The sequence below is a fragment of the Bradyrhizobium sp. Ken51 genome, assembly GCF_055807435.1.
Genome location: NZ_JBVVPB010000003.1, coordinates 41,348 through 58,531, shown reverse-complemented (window position 1 = coordinate 58,531; position 17,184 = coordinate 41,348). Strand labels below are relative to the sequence as shown.

Genomic DNA, 17,184 nt, shown 5'->3' with positions numbered 1-17,184 from the left:
GGATAGGGGCCAAGTCTCCCGGCCGCGAGCACGAGGCCAGATGCGAGCAAGATCAACACGAGGCCCGCTGCAATTCGCGGCGTCGCGATTGCTCTCAGGGCAGGGCGGCGGAGCACGGCGGTCACGGCAGCTTGCTCCTCAGCTCCGGGACGTCGGCGACGTCGGCGTGTTGCGACTGCTGCAGCGCGCGGATATAGGCGATGATCGCCCAGCGGTCGCGCGGCTCGACGCGCGCAGCGTAGGAATACATCACGCCGTAGCCATGAGTGATCACGTCGAAGAAGTGTTGAGCATCGGCCGAGCGGAGGCGGGCGGAATGGTAGGACGGGGGTGCGGGAAAGCCACGCTGCACGATCATGCCATCGCCGTGGCCGGAGAACCCGTGACACGGGGAGCAATAGATATCGTAGCGCTCGCGGCCGCGGGCCAGCAGCGCCATGTCGACCGCAGGCGGCTTGGTGATCTGCTGCAAACGGTCGAGATCGCCCTGTGCAACGACCCCTTGCGGTAAGGCCTGGGCTTCGGTGCCATCCTTGAACAGCGCAGCCTTCGAGAACGTGCCGTAGCGATTCTGCTGAGACATGGAATGATCACCACAGCCGGCGAGCGCCGATGATAGCAACAGCAGCCACGGCAGCGCGCGGGCGGTCATGGCGTGCGCAGCTCCGTGACCGCGACGGCGCCGGCGTCGCGGAGGACCGTCCTCAGCTCGTTCGGGTCGCCGTCAGAAGCGGTCAGCAGGAAGTAGCGATCCTGCGTTGCGCGTTCGAAGCCCGGAATCTCGAACATTGCATCGTGGAGACGAGGCAGGCGGCACGACCAGAAAAAGGTGATGGCGCCGACGAGCGCGGCCGCGAGGACACCGACCTCAAACGGCACCAGCAGGAACACCTGCCAGGAGTTCAGTGGCCGGCCGCCGCTGTTGATGGGATAGTCGATCACCGCGCTGTACCATTGCAGTGCGAAAGCGAATGCTGCAGCTCCGAGGCCGCCGGCGAGCATCACACCGCGAATTGCGGATCGGCCCTGCCCAAGCTGTTCGGCGAGCCCTTCGATCGGATACGGCGCGAAGGCTTCGAGTGCGGCGTGTCCCGCCGTACGCACGCGCTCTAGGGCCGCCTTCAGCGCTTCACCGTCGAGGAATTCCGCCACAAGCTTGGCCGTCATGCCGCGGCCTCTTGATGGGCGAGCTCGCGCACGTCGAACATTGATATGCTCGGGACGAGCCTCATGAAGATCAAAAACAGAAAGGCGAAAAGGCCGAGCGGCGCGACAAGAAAGCTCCAGTCCCAGAACGTGAAGTGAAACGTCCGCCACATGGACGGCATGTAACCATGCGAAAGCGTGTTCCAGACGATGAGGATGCGCTCGAGCCACATTCCTATGTTGATCGCGATAGCAACAGGAATCAGAATGAACAGCGACCGTCGCGCGAAGGGCCACCATAGCAACTGCGGGGTGAGGCAGTTGCAGGCCAGCAAGGCCCAGTACAGCGGCGCATAGGTCCCAGTGAACTCGAAGCGCACCACCTCACGGTCGGCATGCTCACCGCCGTACCAGCCCATGAACCACTCCGTCGCATAAGAATAGAACATGACGATGGAGGCCATCAGCAGGATACGGGCCATCACCTCGAAGTGGCGGCGGGTGATGATCGCCTGAAGGCTGAGGCCCCAGCGGATCGCCGCCGCCAGCACCACGACCATCGCGAATCCGGAGTACATTGCGCCGACGACGAAGTAGGGTGGGAAGATGCTCTCCTGCCAACCGGGCATCAGGCTCGCCGCGAAGTCGAGACCGACGATCGAGTGCACCGAGCAGACCAAAGGCACGCCGAGGGCGGCCATCGTGGTATGCAGTGTCTGCAACCGCGACCACTCGCGCGACGAGCCGCGCCATCCCAGCGCAAATGCGCCGTAGAGCAGTTGGCCGGCACGGCGGGGCGTGCGGTCGCGCATGGTCGCGAGGTCGGGGATCAGGCTGACATACCAGAACAGAATGGAGAACAGCAGGTAGCTCACGATGGCCCAGAAATCCCACACCAGGGCACTGCGCCATTGCGGCCAAAGCGCCATGGTGTTCGGATATGGCGCGAGCCAATAGGCGTAGATTGGTCGACCGAGGTGAACGATGGGCATCAGCCCGGCGATCGCAACCGCAAACAGCGTCATGGCTTCCGCGAAGCGATTGATCGAGGCGCGCCATCTTTGCCGGGTGAGCAGCAGCATCGCCGAGATCAATGTGCCGGCATTGCCGATTCCGATCCACCAGACGTAGTTGGCGATCGCGACTCCCCAGACGATGGTGGAGTTGATGCCCCAGATGCCGATGCCCTGGTAGAACAGCCACGCGATTGCAACGAACAGCCAGAGCACGAACGGCAGGGTGATGAGCAGGGCCAGCCACCATGTTTTGCCGAACCCGGTGAAGAGCGGATCTGCCACGGCCTGGGTAACTGCGGCGTCTCCTGCCCGCGCGGTCGAGATCCAGCGGTGCGCCGGGGGATGCTGGGGAAGGAGAACTTCGCTCATATCCGTCCCTCCGGCTCCGAAGGTGCGGGATTGCGCACATCGGCAAGATAGGTGGTGCGCGGCCGCGTGCCGAGGTGGCCGAGCAAGGCATAGTGGCGCGGGTCGGCTTTCCTGTGGTTGATCTCTGCGTCAGCCTGGTTCAGGTCTCCGAAGCTGATGGCGCGCGTTGGGCAGGCGTTCTGACACGCTGTCTGCACCTCGTGTGGACCGAGCGGCCGGTTCTCGCGTTCCGAAGCGCGACGTGCGCCGCTGATACGCTGGACACAATAGGTGCATTTTTCCATGACGCCGCGGGCACGTACGGTCACCTCCGGGTTCTTCTGGCCGCGATAGGATTCCGCGCCGAGATTACCGTATTCCTCACCGTCGGCATAACCGAAGAAGTTGAAGCGCCGAACCTTGTAAGGGCAGTTCGCTTCGCAGAAGCGGGTGCCGATACAGCGATTGTAGACCTGCGCGTTCAGGCCTTCGCTGTCATGGACGGATGCAGCGACAGGGCAGACAGGCTCGCAAGGCGCGTGCTCGCAATGCATGCACGGCACGGGCTGAAAGCCGAGTTGCGGGCTGTCCGGCGCGCCATGATCATAGGCATCGACGCGCATCCAGTGCATGTCGCGTCCCATGGCCACCTGCTCCGGCCCCACCACGGGAATGTTGTTCTCGGCCTGGCAAGAGAGCACGCAGGCGTTGCAACCGATACAAACCGATGTGTCGATCACCATCGCCCAGGCATGGCCGTCGCCCGACTTCACGGCCGGGGGCATTAGGCTTGGAGGATCGGGATTTGCCGACGGGGGCAGAGATTGCTCGAGCCGGTATTGTGGATAGAGCTCGCGGACGTCCTCTGGCGTGCGAACGACGTTCTGCGTCGTGAGAATCGGCTCCCGGCGTCCTGTCCGCTTGATCGCAACTTGCGGAAGGCGCCAACTATTATCGGAGGTTCGGATGGTGTAGGCACTGGCGCCGACGCCGTTGCCGATCGCGCCGGCCTTTTGCCGCCCCCCGCCAAGCGCGAGCGCGCCGACGCCCATGGCCGTCCCGGGGTCAGTCAGCACGGGCACCTCGATCGATCGGCCGTTCGCGGCGACCGTAACGACGTCCCCGGATGTGAGACCGAGGCGGGTTGCCTCATCCGGATGCAGCGCCAGCGCATTGCCCCAGACTTGCTTGCTGAGCGGCTTCGGACACTCCTGCAGCCATGCGTTATTGGCGTATGAGCCCTCCCACAGGCAAGGATCAGGGCGCAGGACTAGACGGATCTCGTCATCCCGCAGATCGTGAGGCTCGGCGTCCGCGAGCGGCGGCAGAAGCGCAGCAGCCGCCGAAACAGCAGTGGCACCGCTTCCTGCAATGAGGCCGTCGTGCAGCACGCGCCGCCACCACGCCTCGAAATCGGCAGAAGCCATGCCTTGCCAGGTCTGCCGCACCAGCTCGTGAGAACATGCGTCCTCTTCACCGCCCAGCCAGGCGAGAAGCTCGTGCTCGCTGAAGCTCTCGTAGAGCGGCTTGATCAGAGGCTGGACGATGCTGGCCGTCCCGTCGCTGGCTCGCAGATCCGACCACGTTTCGAGACGATGTCTCTGCGGGACATGCCAGTTGGCGATAGCCGCGGTTTCGTCCGCGTACTCGCCCATATGCAGGCGGAATGTCGCTTTTTGCGCCCGCGCCTCGAACCGCAAATCGGCTGGTGCGTCGTAAGCGGGATTGGCGCCGATCATCACGAGCTGACGCACGCGTCCGGCTTCGAGATCGCCTGCGAGCTGTTCGAGCGTTCCCGCCTGCTTGCCGGAAGGCGTACGATCGATGGAATCGATTAGCCGAATGGGCGCATTGAGCTTGGCATTGATCCAATGCACCAATGCGTGGACTTCCCTGGACATTGCCGGGCCCGCGATGACGAGCGCCTCACCCTTGTGCGAGTTCAAGTCGACCGTGATCTTCTGAAGCAGCAGGCGCTCGCGCTCTGGAAGATCGGTTGCGCCGGTCGTCGCGCCGAACTCCCGCGCGAGGATCGCTGCGAACCGCTCGATTGCCTCGGGACGAAGCGCCAGACGTTCGTCCGCCTTTGCTCCGGTGAGCGTGAGTGCGCTCTCAAGACAATAGAGACGCGAGAAGGCATTCGCGTCGCCGCGGCCGGTTGCGTAACCGCGGCCAATCCGAATCTGATCGGGGCCATGCCCGAGCGGATCGGCATCGAGCGCGACGATCACGCGGGCCTTTGCGAAATCCGCAATGCTGCACACGGGCCGGCCATAAGCGAGCTGCGCACCTTGGTGGGCGTTCTCGTCGTCGGTTGGATCGTACGCGTGCCACGATGCGGCCGGGAACGCCTGAAGCAGGGCATCGATCTGGCGCAGCAGAGTCGGTGAGGTGGTGCGCCCGGTCAGCAGGCGCAGGCCTTTACCCTGGCTGCTGCGGGCCTCGGAGAGTTCGGTCACCAGCGCTCGGTTCAACGCTTCGCGAGGCGCAATCGCGCCATCGTGCAGGATCGTGCGCGAGCGGTCGGGATCGTAAAGCGAAAGAACGGCTGCTTCAGCGAAAACGTCGGTGGCACCCAGGCTGCCCGGATGACGCGGGTTGCCTTCCACCTTGATCGGCCTGCCGTCGATCGAAGTCACGATCACGCCGCGACCGATCCCCGCCAACGCGAGCGTCGTCGCAAATTTCAGCGGTTCGCCGGGAACGATGCGCTCCGGCATCCTGACATAAGGCAGGATCTGCTCGTCGGGTTTGCTGCAGGCCGCGAGTCCACCGGCCATGCCGGTCGCCAGCAAGCTGAGCGCCTGACGGCGATTGAGCTTGCTGCGCCCGGCAGGATCGGGCCGCGTCGGCAATTCCTTCAGCGGTGGCATATCGTGCAGTCCGTCAAATGACCTGTGTTGATGTGATAGCCTGCGGCAAGCTTGGGCCCGACCTCGGCCTGGTTCTTCGGGGTCTGCCAGTTCGGATCGAAAACCGCCTCGCGAGGACGCAGGTAACGTTCCGGAGAGCGGTGGCAATCGAGACACCATTGCATCGTCAGCGGCGCGGCCTGGCGCATCAGCGGCATGCCTCCGACGTCGCCATGACAGGTGGTGCATCCGACACCTTTTGCGACGTGGACCGAGTGATCGAAATAGACGTAGTCGGGGAGGCGGTGGACGCGCTGCCAAGCCAGCGGCTTGTTTTTGGCCAGACTCTCGCGCACCGGCGCCAGCATTTGCGCATTGGTCCAGATTTGGGAGTGGCAGGTCATGCAGGTCTCGGTCGGCGGGATGCCGGCAAAGCGCGCCTTCTCTACAGAGGTGTGGCAGTAGCGGCAGTCGAGACCGAGGCCCGACACGTGATGCTCATGACTGAACGGCACCGGCTGGTTCCGCGTGACGTTTTGGTTGGTGATGTAAGGGGATCGCATCACCTCATAGGACAACCCAACTGCAAGCACCGGCGCTGCTCCAATTGCCGCGATCATCACCGTCGCAATCGTGTTCGCGCCGGGGCGGAAAAGCTGCATTCATCGGCCCCCCTTCCGCGCCATCGCTCACGCGCGGATTCGGACCGGCACCGATTTAGCGGCCGGCGTCTTCGAATGGATGTCGTGGTGCGACAGCGGGATCAGGGGGTTCATTTCCGGATAGTAGGCCCCGACGCAGCCATCCGGCAGTTTGAACGGGGTCACCTTAAGAGGACCCACCTCGCGCAGGATGCCATCCTCTGCGTCGCTGACGAGGAAAACCATTTGACCTTCCTGAAGTCCGGCGCGTGCGATTTCGTCGGGATTCATCAGCAATACGTCCCGTGTACCCTCAATGCCTCGCATACGATCGCTGTAGCCGTAGATCGTCGTATTGAACTGGTCGTTGCTGCGCATCGTGAGCAGCCGGAAGCGGCCGGGCGCATCAGAAAAGCCGGTCGAGGTGAGGGTTTCGGGCGCTGTAAACTCTGCCTTGCCGCTCTCGGTCTTCCAAATCCGTTCGCGGGCGGAATTGCCACGATAGAATCCCCCCGGCGTGAACATCCGCGCATTGAAGTCGTGGAATTCGTCCGGATAGGTCTCGGCGATCTCTTTACGGATGAGATCGTAGTTGCCGACCCATTCATCCCATTTCAATTTGGGATTGGGGGGCAGGGTTGCCTTGGCCAGACCTACGACGATCGCCACCTCGGATCTCAAGTGCTCGCTGGCCGGCTTGCGCAACCCGATCGAACCTTGGATGCAGCTGAACGTATCCTCCATGGTAACCGCCTGCTGGCCGCTTGCCTGCACATCTTCTTCGGTTCGACCAAGGCACGGCAGCAGATAGGCGGCCTTGCCGTGCACCAGGTGGCTGCGGTTGAGCTTGGTGGCAATCTGGACCGTCAGCTCCAGCCCGCGCCAGGCCGCTTCCATCTTCGATCGCTCCGGAATGGCGCGGACAAAATTTCCGCCGAGGCCGACGAACGCTTTGACTTTGCCGGCGAGAACGCCCTCGCATGTCTCAACGGTGTTCATGCCCTTCTCGCGCGGCGGTTCAAACCCGAACTGCTTGGCGTATTTATCGAGCGGAACCAGTTCGGGCTTTTCCGAGATGCCCACGGTGCGCTGACCCTGGACATTCGAGTGTCCACGCACGGGCGAGATGCCGGTGCCGTCTCTCCCGATGTTTCCCTTTAGAAGCAGCATGTTGACGAGCATCGCCACGTTTTGGAAGCCGTGTACGTGCTGGGTCAGGCCCATGCCGTAGATCCCGATCACGCGATCAGCCTCGACGTAGACCTGCGCGGCGCCCTCGATAACCGAACGGCTCAGACCGGATGCGATCTCGATCTCGTCCCAGGACGTCGCCCGGACCTTGGCTTCGAACTCTTCGAAACCATGTGTGTGCTGCTCGACGAAGGGAGCGTCGATCACACGTTTGCCCTCCCGCTTAGCGGCATCGTCGGCCGCGAAGACGTGCTTGCAGATTCCGACAATGACCGCGATGTCGCCCCCCACCTTCACTTGATGGTACTGGCTGCTGATTTGTGTGGCCTTGCCCGTCAGCATCTCTGTCGGATTCTGCGGATTGATGAAGACTTCGAGACCCTTTTCGCGGACGGGGTTGAACGTAATGATCTGGACGCCGCGCTTGGCAGCGTCCTGTAGGGGATGAAGGAAGCGTGGACTGTTCGACCCGGTATTTTGCCCGAAGAAGAACATCGCATCGCAGTTGCTGAGGTCGTCGAAGACCACGGTCCCAACGCCCGCCCCGATCAGCTTCTTGAGAGCGACTGAGGTCGTTTCGTGACACATGTTGGAGCTGTCCGGCAGATTGTTGTTGCCGTACACCCGTGCAAAGAGAGCATACAGATACGAGGTCTCGAGGCTGGCGCGCCCCGACGAATAGAACACGACCGATTTCGGATCGAGCGCCCTCAATTGCGATCCGATGGCATGAAATGCCTCGTCCCAGGAGCAGGGAACGTACTTATCAGTAGTGCTGTCGTAACGCAGCGGATGCGTCAGGCGCCCCTGCTGCTCGAGGTCATAGTCGCTCCATGACAACAACTCGGTTAGGGTATGCTCGGCAAAGAACTCCGGCGTACAGCGGCGCGACGTTAGCTCCCAGAGCGTTGCCTTGGCGCCGTTCTCGCAGAATTCGAAGGCATGATAATCCGCAGGTTTGGCCCATGAGCAGGAAACGCACATGAAGCCTTTCGGCTTGTTCTGCCGACGAAGGGTGTTCAAGGCCGCGGGCGAATCCCACTCCTTGCCGAAGATCCGCGCTATTCCTTTCAGGGACCCCCATCCGCCAGCTGGGCCGTCGTATTCAACCGTGTCGGGAGTGTGGTCACCAGCTTTGTTGGGTCGCGCCATGATCTTGCTTCTCTTCGGGAACCGGCCAGCCTGTGCATCGGCAACGTATGTTCCCCGCGCGGGTTCCTGAGCAGCCGCTTCTCGGCGGGACGGCGGCTTGAGCGGCAAGCGCGGGAAAAAACCCAGCACCTGCAAGACCATCGAAGGACGTGCGACGCACGCATTCTCCGCTCAGGAAATCTGTGCGCGGTGCCGTACCAAGGGAATGGTTTTGATCGCGCGATGTTGAACAGCGGGAGCGGGGCCCGACAATGGATGATGGCCAGGGAACGCGGCCCAATGGTTGAGGTTGCCAGAAGCCAACCTCGGAGCCGGATATGCAGGATCGTTGTACGCGCGACAAGCCGGAGCTGGTATGGCGGGGGAGTCGCCCGATTCCGTCCTCACGCAAGGTCGCAGAGGAACGGCCGATAGCGCTCACGTACAACGGCTCGACTTACGCGGTGATGATGGCCTCTCCCGTTGACCTCCTGGATTTCGGCGTAGGCTTCAGCTTGAGCGAAGGCATTGTGGAGCATGGCGAGGACATCATCAGCATCGAAGTCGTCGAGCTCGAGCTCGGTTGCGAAGTGCGGATCTGGCTCGACGAATCCTGTGGTGATCTCCTCGCCAACAGGCGGAGGGCGATGGTTGGGCCGGTCGGCTGCGGCCTGTGCGGAATTGAGAGCTTGGAACAGGCTTGCCCACGGCCGACGCGCGTAATCAGCGACGGCGGGTTTCGCCCCGTCGACATTCTGGAGGCGATGCGCTCCTTGCGACCGCTCCAGCCTCATAACCAGGCGACGGGCGCGATGCACGCTGCGGCCTTCTGGGACGGCCATGACATCCGATTGGTAAGGGAAGATGTCGGACGCCACAATGCGCTGGACAAACTCGCTGGTGCGGCGGCCAGCGCAGGCCTCGAAACGTCGCGGGGGGCTGTCCTCATAACCAGTCGGGTCTCCGTCGAACTGGTTCAGAAGACGGCACGAATGGGCGTGCCGTTGCTCATCGCCGTCTCCGCACCGACTTCGCTGGCGATCGAGACCGCTGAGCGTGCCGGCGTAACGCTCGTCGCGGTCGCGCGCGACGATGGCTACGAAATCTTTAGCCACGCAGGCCGACTTAGCTTTGGAGAGGAGTCGGGTTCCGCTGCGCTGAGCCGGCTTTGAATTGCTTTCCGCAAGACCTTAGCAACCCAGCTCTGTCCCAGAGAATGTGCCTTCGTTCGGTCTCGTACCGACATCGCATCACTCAAACTGTTTGGGTCGGAACGTCCGAAACCCTCCAGCGCTGTGATGATATTCCGTCCAACAAAACTGAAGGAGACAGCGATGAAGACCACGCTCTTGGCGGCCCTGTTGCTCGCCGCAACGGTTTCCGGTCCGGCGCTCGCGCAAAGTGGCACTAACTCCACGAGTACCTCGCAGTCTGCCGCCACCTCGGCCCAGACTACGGCAGCACAGAAAATTCAGGATGATCTTAAGAAGGCAGGCTTCAGCGACATCAAAGTCGTGGCCGAATCCTTCGTCGTTCAGGCCAAGACGAAGGATGGCAACCCCATGGTGATGACCATCGGTCCTCATGGCATGTCGGTGTTTGAAGCGATGAATACGACCACGACTGGATCTGGCTCGGCAAATAAATCTCAGGGCACCACCGGCTCCAGCTCTTCGAACAACAGCGCCGCCTCAAAGTAGGTTGTCGCACCTGCGGCGAACATTGCGGTTCACCAGAACGAGCCCGCGATGTTCGTCCGGTGATGCGAGCATCGATGAACAAAGCTGATGCGTACGCGGGCGTACGAACATCCAGGGCAGGAGCAGGCAAGTTCTGAAACGTTCTGATTGTCTGATCGTTGCTCCAGCGTAGCGCGCGACGCACGTGAGAAAATCCAATGAACGTCAGCGAATTTGTTTGGCATCGGCTCTCGGAATGGGGTTTGAGCCGGGTGTACGGGTACCCAGGTGACGGCGTCGGAGGACTCGATGTCGCGCTCGAACGCGCGAAAGACAAGATCGAGTACGTGCAGGTCCGGCACGAAGAGATGGCGGCGTTCATGGCTTCCGCTCACGCGAAGTTCACGGGGCAGGTGGGCCTTTGCTATGCGACCTCTGGGCCTGGCGCAATTCACCTTCTCAACGGACTGTACGACGCCAAGATGGACCACGTTCCGGTGGTTGCGCTCGTCGGCCAGCAGGCAAGAAGTGCAATCGGGGCGAGCTATCAGCAGGAAGTCGATCTGCAAGTCCTGTTTCAGGACGTCGCCGAATATGTCGCGCAGGCAAGCGTGCCTGAGCAGGTGCGTCACTTGATCGATCGGGCCGTACGCATTGCAGACAACAAGCGCGCCGTCACCTGCGTGATCCTGCCCAAGGACGTGCAAGAGTTGGACTACCAGGATCCGCCTCTCGCACATGGTGCGACCCACACCGGCATCGGCTATGCCGAGCCGGCGAAGCAGCCGCGAGACGATCTGGTAAGCGCGGCCGCCGAGATCCTGAACAACGGTAGTAAGGTTGCCATGCTGGTTGGCGCGGGGGCACTGGATGCCACCGATGAAGTCATCGCGGTGGCCGAGCGTCTCCAGGCGGGGGTGGCCAAAGCCCTGCTTGGAAAAGCGGTCCTCCCAGACGATCTCCCCTTCGTAACGGGTTCTATCGGACTGGTCGGCACAAAGCCCAGCTGGGACCTCATGAAGAACTGTGACACCTTTCTGATGGTCGGCTCGGCGTTTCCTTACAGCGAGTTCCTGCCGAAGCCCGGGTCGGCGCGCGGCGTTCAGATTGATATCGACGGCGCCCGGTTGAGCCTGCGCTATCCGATGGAGATCAACATCGTTGGAGACAGCTCTACAGCCTTACAGGCACTGCTGCCACATCTTCAGCAGAAGCAGAAAAATTCGTCGTGGCGACGGAGCATTGAGGAAGGCGTGCAGGAATGGTGGCAGACGCTCGAGAAGCGCGCCATGGATGCAGCAGAGCCTCTCAATCCGCAGCGCGTATTCTGGGAACTCTCGCCCCGCCTGCCTGAGAACGCAATCATAACCGCGGATTCGGGATCGGTAGCAAATTGGTATGCCCGCGATCTGAAAATGTGCCGGGGAATGAAGGCGTCGCTTTCCGGAGGTCTTGCTTCTCTCGGTGCCGGGACACCTTACGCTTTGGCCGGCAAGATGGCTTACCCGGACAGGACGGTGATCGCGTGCATGGGCGACGGCGCCATGCAAATGAACGGACTTAACGTCCTGATCACGATCTCGAAATACTGGCAGACGTGGTCAAATCCACACCTGATCGTCCTTGTTCTCAACAACCGCGATCTCAATCAAGTCACGTGGGAGGAGCGGATTCAGCTCGGGGCAGGAAAGACGCTATCGACCCAGAGTATTCCGGACTTTCCGTATCACCGCTACGCCGAGCTGATCGGCCTCCAAGGCATCTTTGTCGACAATCCAGAACGCGTCGGTGCCGCCTGGGATGAAGCGCTGTCGGCGGATCGTCCCGTCGTGCTCGAGGCGTACACGGATCCAAACGTGCCGCCCCTGCCGCCCCACATCACACTGAAGGATGCCAAGAACTTCATCAGCATGATTCCTTCCGAGCCGGAGCTTGGGAGCGTTTTGAAGAACAGCGCCAAGGAGTTGCTGACAACCGTGCTACCCGGGAAAGGATGATGGTCGAGGTCTCCATCGATGCAATGAAAGCGCGCGCCTTTCAAGTTCCAACCGATCGGCCCGAGGCGGACGGGACCATGAGTTGGAATTCCACGACTCTCGTCCTGATAGAAATCGCCGCCGGCGCCAAGTCAGGGATCGGCTACACGTATTCTGATCGCAGCATTGTCGCGCTGATCGCAGGCAAGCTCGCCTCGGTCGTCCGTGGCAAGGATGCCCTGGCACCTCAGGCCGTCTGGAGGGCGATGCAGCGCGCGGTCCGCAACCTGGGTCGCGAAGGTCTGGCTGCGAATGCGATCTCTGCCGTCGATGCAGCTCTTTACGATTTGAAGGCGCGGCTCTTGGATGTGCCATTGGTTCAGCTACTCGGAAGCTACCGTACGACTGTCCCGATCTATGGAAGCGGAGGCTTCACGACCTACTCCGACGGCGAGCTGGCCCAGCAGCTCGGCAGGTGGGTTGCCGATGATGGGTGCAAGGACGTCAAGATGAAAGTGGGCTCCGAGCCGGACCTCGATCCGCACCGCGTGCAGGTCGCATGCCGTGCGATTGGCGAGCGCGCCAATCTCTTCGTCGATGCAAACGGCGCCTACTCGGTGCAGCAGGCGCTTCAGCTTGCGGATGTATTCGGGCGGCACGGCGTCAAATGGATCGAGGAGCCGGTGTCCTCGGACGATCTCCAAGGTCTGCGCGCGGTTCGCGCCCGTGCCCCGGCGGGCATGGAGGTCGCTGCAGGCGAGTATGCCTATACGACCGACTATGTGCGCGAGATGCTCGAATCCGGCGCCGTCGACGTGCAGCAAGCGGATATTACACGGTGTGGCGGCGTGACGGGCTTCCTGCAGATAGCCTCGCTTTGCGAGGCGCACCACATCGACCTGTCAGGTCATTGCGCACCCGCTCTGCATCTTCACGCCGCCTGCGCGGCGCCGCGGCTGCGGCACCTGGAATGGTTTCACGACCACGTTCGCATCGAGCACATGCTCTTCGAGGGCGCGCCGACGCCACGTGATGGGGCGATCGAGCCCGACCTGGCGCGACCAGGGAATGGTTTGATATTCAAGGAAGCGGACGCTGCACGCTATGCAATCTAACCGAGCCGAGATTGAGAGAGCGCGCCGTGTCCCCCACGTCGCGGGAAGCAAAGCAGAGCGCGCATGGGCAGCGCAATCTTCGTCGACTCGTTCGGCCTCGCGTTTGGGACGTCGCGAGACAGAGACCGTTATGGCGGCGCGGCGGTTGAATCGAGCGGCGGGTACGCTGGCTGCATCGGTGCTTGCAGACAGTGCTGTTGAGCATTACCGGGGGTCGTTCAAGAACAAGGCGATGTTCACCCCGCTCGTCGTTGCCGGGCTGACACTGGCCATGAGCCTGCACGGCACGGCTGACATGCGTCCGGCCGCGCATAGAGCACGCGATACATCGTATCTGTTCGCAGCTGCCACTGGCCTGCTGGGAACAGGCTTTCACATCTACAACGTGACGAAGAAGGTGGGCGGGTTTAGCTGGCAAAACGCCTTCTACGGGGCCCCCCTTGGAGCTCCTATGGCTATTCTGCTTTCCGGGCTGTTGGGCTTCTGCTCGGAACGGGTGCGCGCCAATGGACGTCAACGACCTCACCGGGTGTTCAACCTTCCTGCGGGCGAGACGGTCGCTACCGTAACTGCGCTGGGCCTGCTCGGCACCACGGGAGAAGCAGGTCTGCTCCATTTTCGCGGTGCCTTTCACAACCCCTTCATGGCCGTTCCCGTCACTATCCCACCCATCGGGGCCGGTTTGCTCGCCGGTGCCGTGTTGAACGGCGGAGGGCGGACGCGCGGCCTCGCGCGATGGTGGATGCGATTGCTGACCGCAACGGGTTTTATCGGCGTTGGCTTCCACGCCTATGGGGTCTCACGAAATATGGGAGGCTGGCGCAACTGGAGCCAGAACATTCTCAATGGACCGCCCTTGCCGGCGCCCCCCAGTTTTTCAGGCCTTGCACTGGCGGGGCTCGCGGCGCTCGAACTGATGAGAGAGGCGCGGGATGCTCGATAGGAAGGCGGAGCGCCGCGCTGGGGAGTCTTACCCTGGCTACGACGTCCTTGCGAAATGGCAGAGCCCGTCCTGGAATGACAAGACCCGGGAGGTGGTGGCAGCTCGCCTGAGGGTAGCTGACGAGCCGCGCTTTTTGACCAGGGAAGAATTCGAAATCCTCGCCGCCGTCGCCGACCGCGTCGTACCGCAACCTTCATCAAGATCGCCCATTCCCGTTGCTGCGCTGCTTGACCGAAAGCTCGACGATGGTGTCATGGACGGTTATCGGACCGCCGGTCTGCCACGCGACGACGAAGCTTGGCGAACCGGGCTGAAAGCTCTCGATGCTGAGGCGCGGGCCCGCTACGTGAATCGCTTCACGGAAATCGATGACCCCGAGCAAGACGCTTTGCTGCGCTTCTGCGAAGCTGGGGAGTTGAAATCACCCGAATGGGCGGGCATGCCGTCGAGAACCTTTTTCAAGCACCGACTTCTGCGCGACATCGTTCTGGCGTATTACGCACACCCGATCTCCTGGAGTGAGATTGGCTGGGGCGGACCGGCCAGTCCGCGCGGCTACGTGCGCCTCGATTTCAACGATCGCGATCCGTGGGAGGCGGCCGAAGCAAAGCCGGGTCGCGAGGCTGACGCTCTGAGGGTCAATCGCAATGTCCGATGATCCCCGGCACACTCCCCGCGCACGCCACGGTCGCGCGCCCGACGTCTTCCGGCCCGGCGGCTGGGTGAGCATGAAAGGATATGCCGACCACGAAACGGTCGACTTCGTGATCGTCGGGACGGGCGCCGGCGGTGCGACACTCGCCTGCAAACTGGCTGAATACGGCTTCTCGGTGGTTGCCCTGGATGCCGGACCCTACTTTCGCCCTTTGGAGGATTTCGCCTCCGACGAGTCCGAGCAAACCAAGCTTTATTGGACCGATGATCGTATCGTCGATGGCGACAATCCCCTGCAGCTCGGAAGCAATAACAGCGGCAAGGCCGTTGGGGGCTCGACGGTGCATTTCGCAATGGTGTCGCTTCGGTTCCGGCCGGAATGGTTCAAGGCAAGGACCAAACTCGGATACGGTGCGGACTGGCCCATCGATTGGCGCGAGATGTGGGCCTACTATACGGAAGTCGAGCAAGCCCTCAAAATATCTGGACCCGTCAACTATCCTTGGGGGCCGCCGCGTCCGCGCTATCCCTATCGCGCCCATCCGCTCAACGCTGCAGCCCGCGCGCTCGCGCGCGGCTGTGAAGCCCTCGGTATCGCCTGGACGGAAACACCGCTTGCAACCCTCTCTGCGCCGCGTGGTCTCGCGCATCCCTGCGTCTATCGCGGCTTCTGCGTGACCGGTTGCTCGACCAATGCCAAGCAAAGTGCCCTTGTGGCCTGGATTCCGCGCGCTCTGTCTGCCGGCGCCGAGATTCGCGATCTCGCCATGGTCGGCCGGATCGAGACCGACGCGAACGGGCTCGCCACCGGTGTCCATTATCACCGTGAAAACAAGTGGCACTTCCAAAAGGCACGCAACGTGGTGGTGGCTGGCTATGCGATCGAAACGCCGAGGCTCTTGCTGAATTCGGCAAACGACAAGTTTCCTGACGGCCTGGCAAACAGTTCCGGACTTGTCGGCAAGAACCTCATGGCACAGGCAAACCAGGCCGTGTGGGGCGAGATGGACGAAGAGGTTCGCTCATACAAGGGACCTCCGTCCCTCGCAATCACCGAGCACTGGAATTACGAGGACGAAGGGAAGGACTTCTTTGGCGGTTACGCCTACATGAGCCAGGGCCCGCTGCCGCAGCTCTGGGCCAACACACAAGCAACGGCGCACGGTCTGTGGGGAGCACGGCTGGTCGAGGAGATGAAACGCTACAATCACGTCGTCGGCCTGAAGATCGTTGGCGAGATGCTGCCCCAAGAGAACAACCGCGTCACTCTGGCGGACGAACTAGATCAGTACGGGCTCAGAATTCCGCGCGTGACCTACTCCTGGTGCGACAACGACAAGCGCTTGATCGATCATTCGATCGCATTCATGAGCCGGGCTCTGGGCGCAATTGGCACCAAGAACATTTGGGTCCAGGAAGACGACACCTGTCACCTCAATGGAACGGCCCGGATGGGCGATCGACCGGACAGCAGCGTCGTCAACGCAGATTGCCGCAGCTGGGACATTCCCAACCTGTGGATCTGCGATGGCTCCGTGTTTCCCACCGTGGGCGGGGCGAATCCTTCCCTCACGATCCAGGCAATCGCATGCCGCACGGCTGACCGAATCCGTACCCTGTCTCGACTGGGAGAGATCAGATTGAATTAGGAGGATCTCGATGAGGCACAAGCTTCTCAACGACGGCGCGCAGCGAACCTTTGCAGTCGTCCTCGACAGCGGCGACGAGGCGATGGAAAGCCTCAAGTCGTTTGCGGCAGAGCAGCGGCTCTCTGCAGCGCAGGTGACCGGCATCGGAGCATTCAGCGATCTGGTGCTGAAATACTTCGATTGGGAAAGTAAATCTTACCTCGAGAACCGTGTGGACGAACAGGTAGAAGTTGCCTCGCTTGTCGGGGATGTCGCGATTTCGCCTTCGGGCGAACCGTCCGTGCACATTCATCTTGTCGTCGGCCGGCGCGACGGTACGGCTCTCGCCGGCCATCTGGGATCGGGCTGGGTGCGTCCCACCCTCGAGGTGATCGTAACCGAAAGCCCCACGCATCTTCAGAAGGAGCGCGACCCAGTGACCGGGCTGGCGCTGATCAGGCTGGAGCGATGACAATGCAGAGTATCGGACGCACGCTGTGGGCGATCCCAGAAGGCTATATCCCAAGCGACAGCGTAAGCGATGCGCATGACCTCGTGTCTCACGAAGCTGCTTGCTTTCTGAACGTTGGCGAGAAAGATGCCGACGTTCAGATCACTCTGTTTTTTGAGAACAGAGACCCGGTCGGCCCCTACCTGGTGAAGGTGCCAGCTCGGCGGACGTTGCATCTGCGCTTCAACGACTTGACAGATCCGGCGCCGGTCCCACGCAACACGAGCTACGCTTCCCTGATTGAAGCAAGTGCGCCGCTCATCGTCCAGCATACCAGACTGGACTCGCGCCAACCCGGGATGGCGTTACTCTCGACCATTGCCTACCCGGCCGTGCCGCAATGAAGAGGTGTA

The 17,184-nt window shown here is 61.9% G+C and carries 15 protein-coding genes; 9 read left to right on the top strand and 6 right to left on the bottom strand.

Annotated elements, in window-relative coordinates; all coding sequences use genetic code 11:
* Positions 1–121: 121 nt before the first annotated feature.
* From AC0L27_RS07260 to AC0L27_RS07235, 6 genes are read right to left on the bottom strand one after another with little or no spacing between them, the layout of a single operon-like run.
* Positions 122–652 carry a c-type cytochrome gene (locus AC0L27_RS07260; protein WP_473318333.1) on the bottom strand — a complete coding sequence of 177 codons (531 nt, stop codon included), beginning with the start codon at positions 650–652 and terminating at the stop codon, positions 122–124.
* Positions 649–1,167 carry a DUF3341 domain-containing protein gene (locus AC0L27_RS07255; RefSeq protein WP_473318330.1) on the bottom strand — a complete coding sequence of 173 codons (519 nt, stop codon included), beginning with the start codon at positions 1,165–1,167 and terminating at the stop codon, positions 649–651. The genes AC0L27_RS07260 and AC0L27_RS07255 overlap by 4 nt, the downstream gene beginning before the upstream one ends.
* Positions 1,164–2,531: an NrfD/PsrC family molybdoenzyme membrane anchor subunit gene (nrfD, locus tag AC0L27_RS07250; protein WP_473318328.1), complete on the bottom strand. Its 1,368-nt coding sequence runs from the start codon at positions 2,529–2,531 to the stop codon at positions 1,164–1,166. Before nrfD ends, AC0L27_RS07255 begins: the two co-directional genes overlap by 4 nt.
* Complete coding sequence (locus AC0L27_RS07245) at positions 2,528–5,383, bottom strand: 4Fe-4S dicluster domain-containing protein (protein ID WP_473318326.1); 2,856 nt, start codon at positions 5,381–5,383, stop codon at positions 2,528–2,530. The genes nrfD and AC0L27_RS07245 overlap by 4 nt, the downstream gene beginning before the upstream one ends.
* A complete protein-coding gene (locus tag AC0L27_RS07240) occupies positions 5,371–6,024 on the bottom strand; it encodes a cytochrome c3 family protein (RefSeq protein WP_473318324.1) in 654 nt (217 codons plus the stop codon). Before AC0L27_RS07240 ends, AC0L27_RS07245 begins: the two co-directional genes overlap by 13 nt.
* Before the next feature lie 27 nt (positions 6,025–6,051).
* Positions 6,052–8,346 (bottom strand): FdhF/YdeP family oxidoreductase, encoded by a 2,295-nt coding sequence (locus AC0L27_RS07235; RefSeq protein WP_473318691.1) that lies wholly within the window; start codon positions 8,344–8,346, stop codon positions 6,052–6,054.
* Between the two features lie 317 nt (positions 8,347–8,663).
* Between AC0L27_RS07235 and fdhD the strand changes: the two genes are divergently transcribed.
* The 9 genes from fdhD (at position 8,664) to AC0L27_RS07190 (ending at position 17,175) form a co-directional block, all read left to right on the top strand.
* On the top strand, positions 8,664–9,497 hold the full coding sequence (gene fdhD, locus AC0L27_RS07230; RefSeq protein ID WP_473318321.1) for a formate dehydrogenase accessory sulfurtransferase FdhD: 834 nt from the start codon (positions 8,664–8,666) through the stop codon (positions 9,495–9,497).
* Positions 9,498–9,659: 162 nt separating this feature from the next.
* Complete coding sequence (locus tag AC0L27_RS07225) at positions 9,660–10,025, top strand: hypothetical protein (protein WP_473318319.1); 366 nt, start codon at positions 9,660–9,662, stop codon at positions 10,023–10,025.
* A 197-nt stretch (positions 10,026–10,222) separates the two neighbouring features.
* Positions 10,223–12,001, top strand: a complete 1,779-nt coding sequence (locus AC0L27_RS07220) for a thiamine pyrophosphate-requiring protein (RefSeq protein ID WP_473318317.1) — start codon at positions 10,223–10,225, stop codon at positions 11,999–12,001.
* The gene (locus AC0L27_RS07215; protein WP_473318315.1) at positions 11,998–13,095 is read left to right on the top strand and encodes an enolase C-terminal domain-like protein; all 1,098 of its coding nucleotides are present in this window, start codon (positions 11,998–12,000) and stop codon (positions 13,093–13,095) included. The genes AC0L27_RS07220 and AC0L27_RS07215 overlap by 4 nt, the downstream gene beginning before the upstream one ends.
* Positions 13,085–14,038: a hypothetical protein gene (locus AC0L27_RS07210; protein WP_473318312.1), complete on the top strand. Its 954-nt coding sequence runs from the start codon at positions 13,085–13,087 to the stop codon at positions 14,036–14,038. Before AC0L27_RS07215 ends, AC0L27_RS07210 begins: the two co-directional genes overlap by 11 nt.
* The gene (locus AC0L27_RS07205) at positions 14,028–14,696 is read left to right on the top strand and encodes a gluconate 2-dehydrogenase subunit 3 family protein (RefSeq protein WP_473318310.1); all 669 of its coding nucleotides are present in this window, start codon (positions 14,028–14,030) and stop codon (positions 14,694–14,696) included. Before AC0L27_RS07210 ends, AC0L27_RS07205 begins: the two co-directional genes overlap by 11 nt.
* Positions 14,686–16,341, top strand: coding sequence for a GMC family oxidoreductase (locus AC0L27_RS07200; RefSeq protein WP_473318308.1), 1,656 nt, complete (start codon positions 14,686–14,688; stop codon positions 16,339–16,341). Before AC0L27_RS07205 ends, AC0L27_RS07200 begins: the two co-directional genes overlap by 11 nt.
* A 10-nt stretch (positions 16,342–16,351) precedes the next feature.
* Entirely contained in the window at positions 16,352–16,792 is a 441-nt protein-coding gene (locus AC0L27_RS07195) for a PPC domain-containing DNA-binding protein (protein WP_473318306.1), read from the top strand.
* A 2-nt stretch (positions 16,793–16,794) separates the two neighbouring features.
* Positions 16,795–17,175 carry a sensory rhodopsin transducer gene (locus AC0L27_RS07190; RefSeq protein ID WP_473318304.1) on the top strand — a complete coding sequence of 127 codons (381 nt, stop codon included), beginning with the start codon at positions 16,795–16,797 and terminating at the stop codon, positions 17,173–17,175.
* The last annotated feature ends 9 nt before the right edge of the window (positions 17,176–17,184 follow it).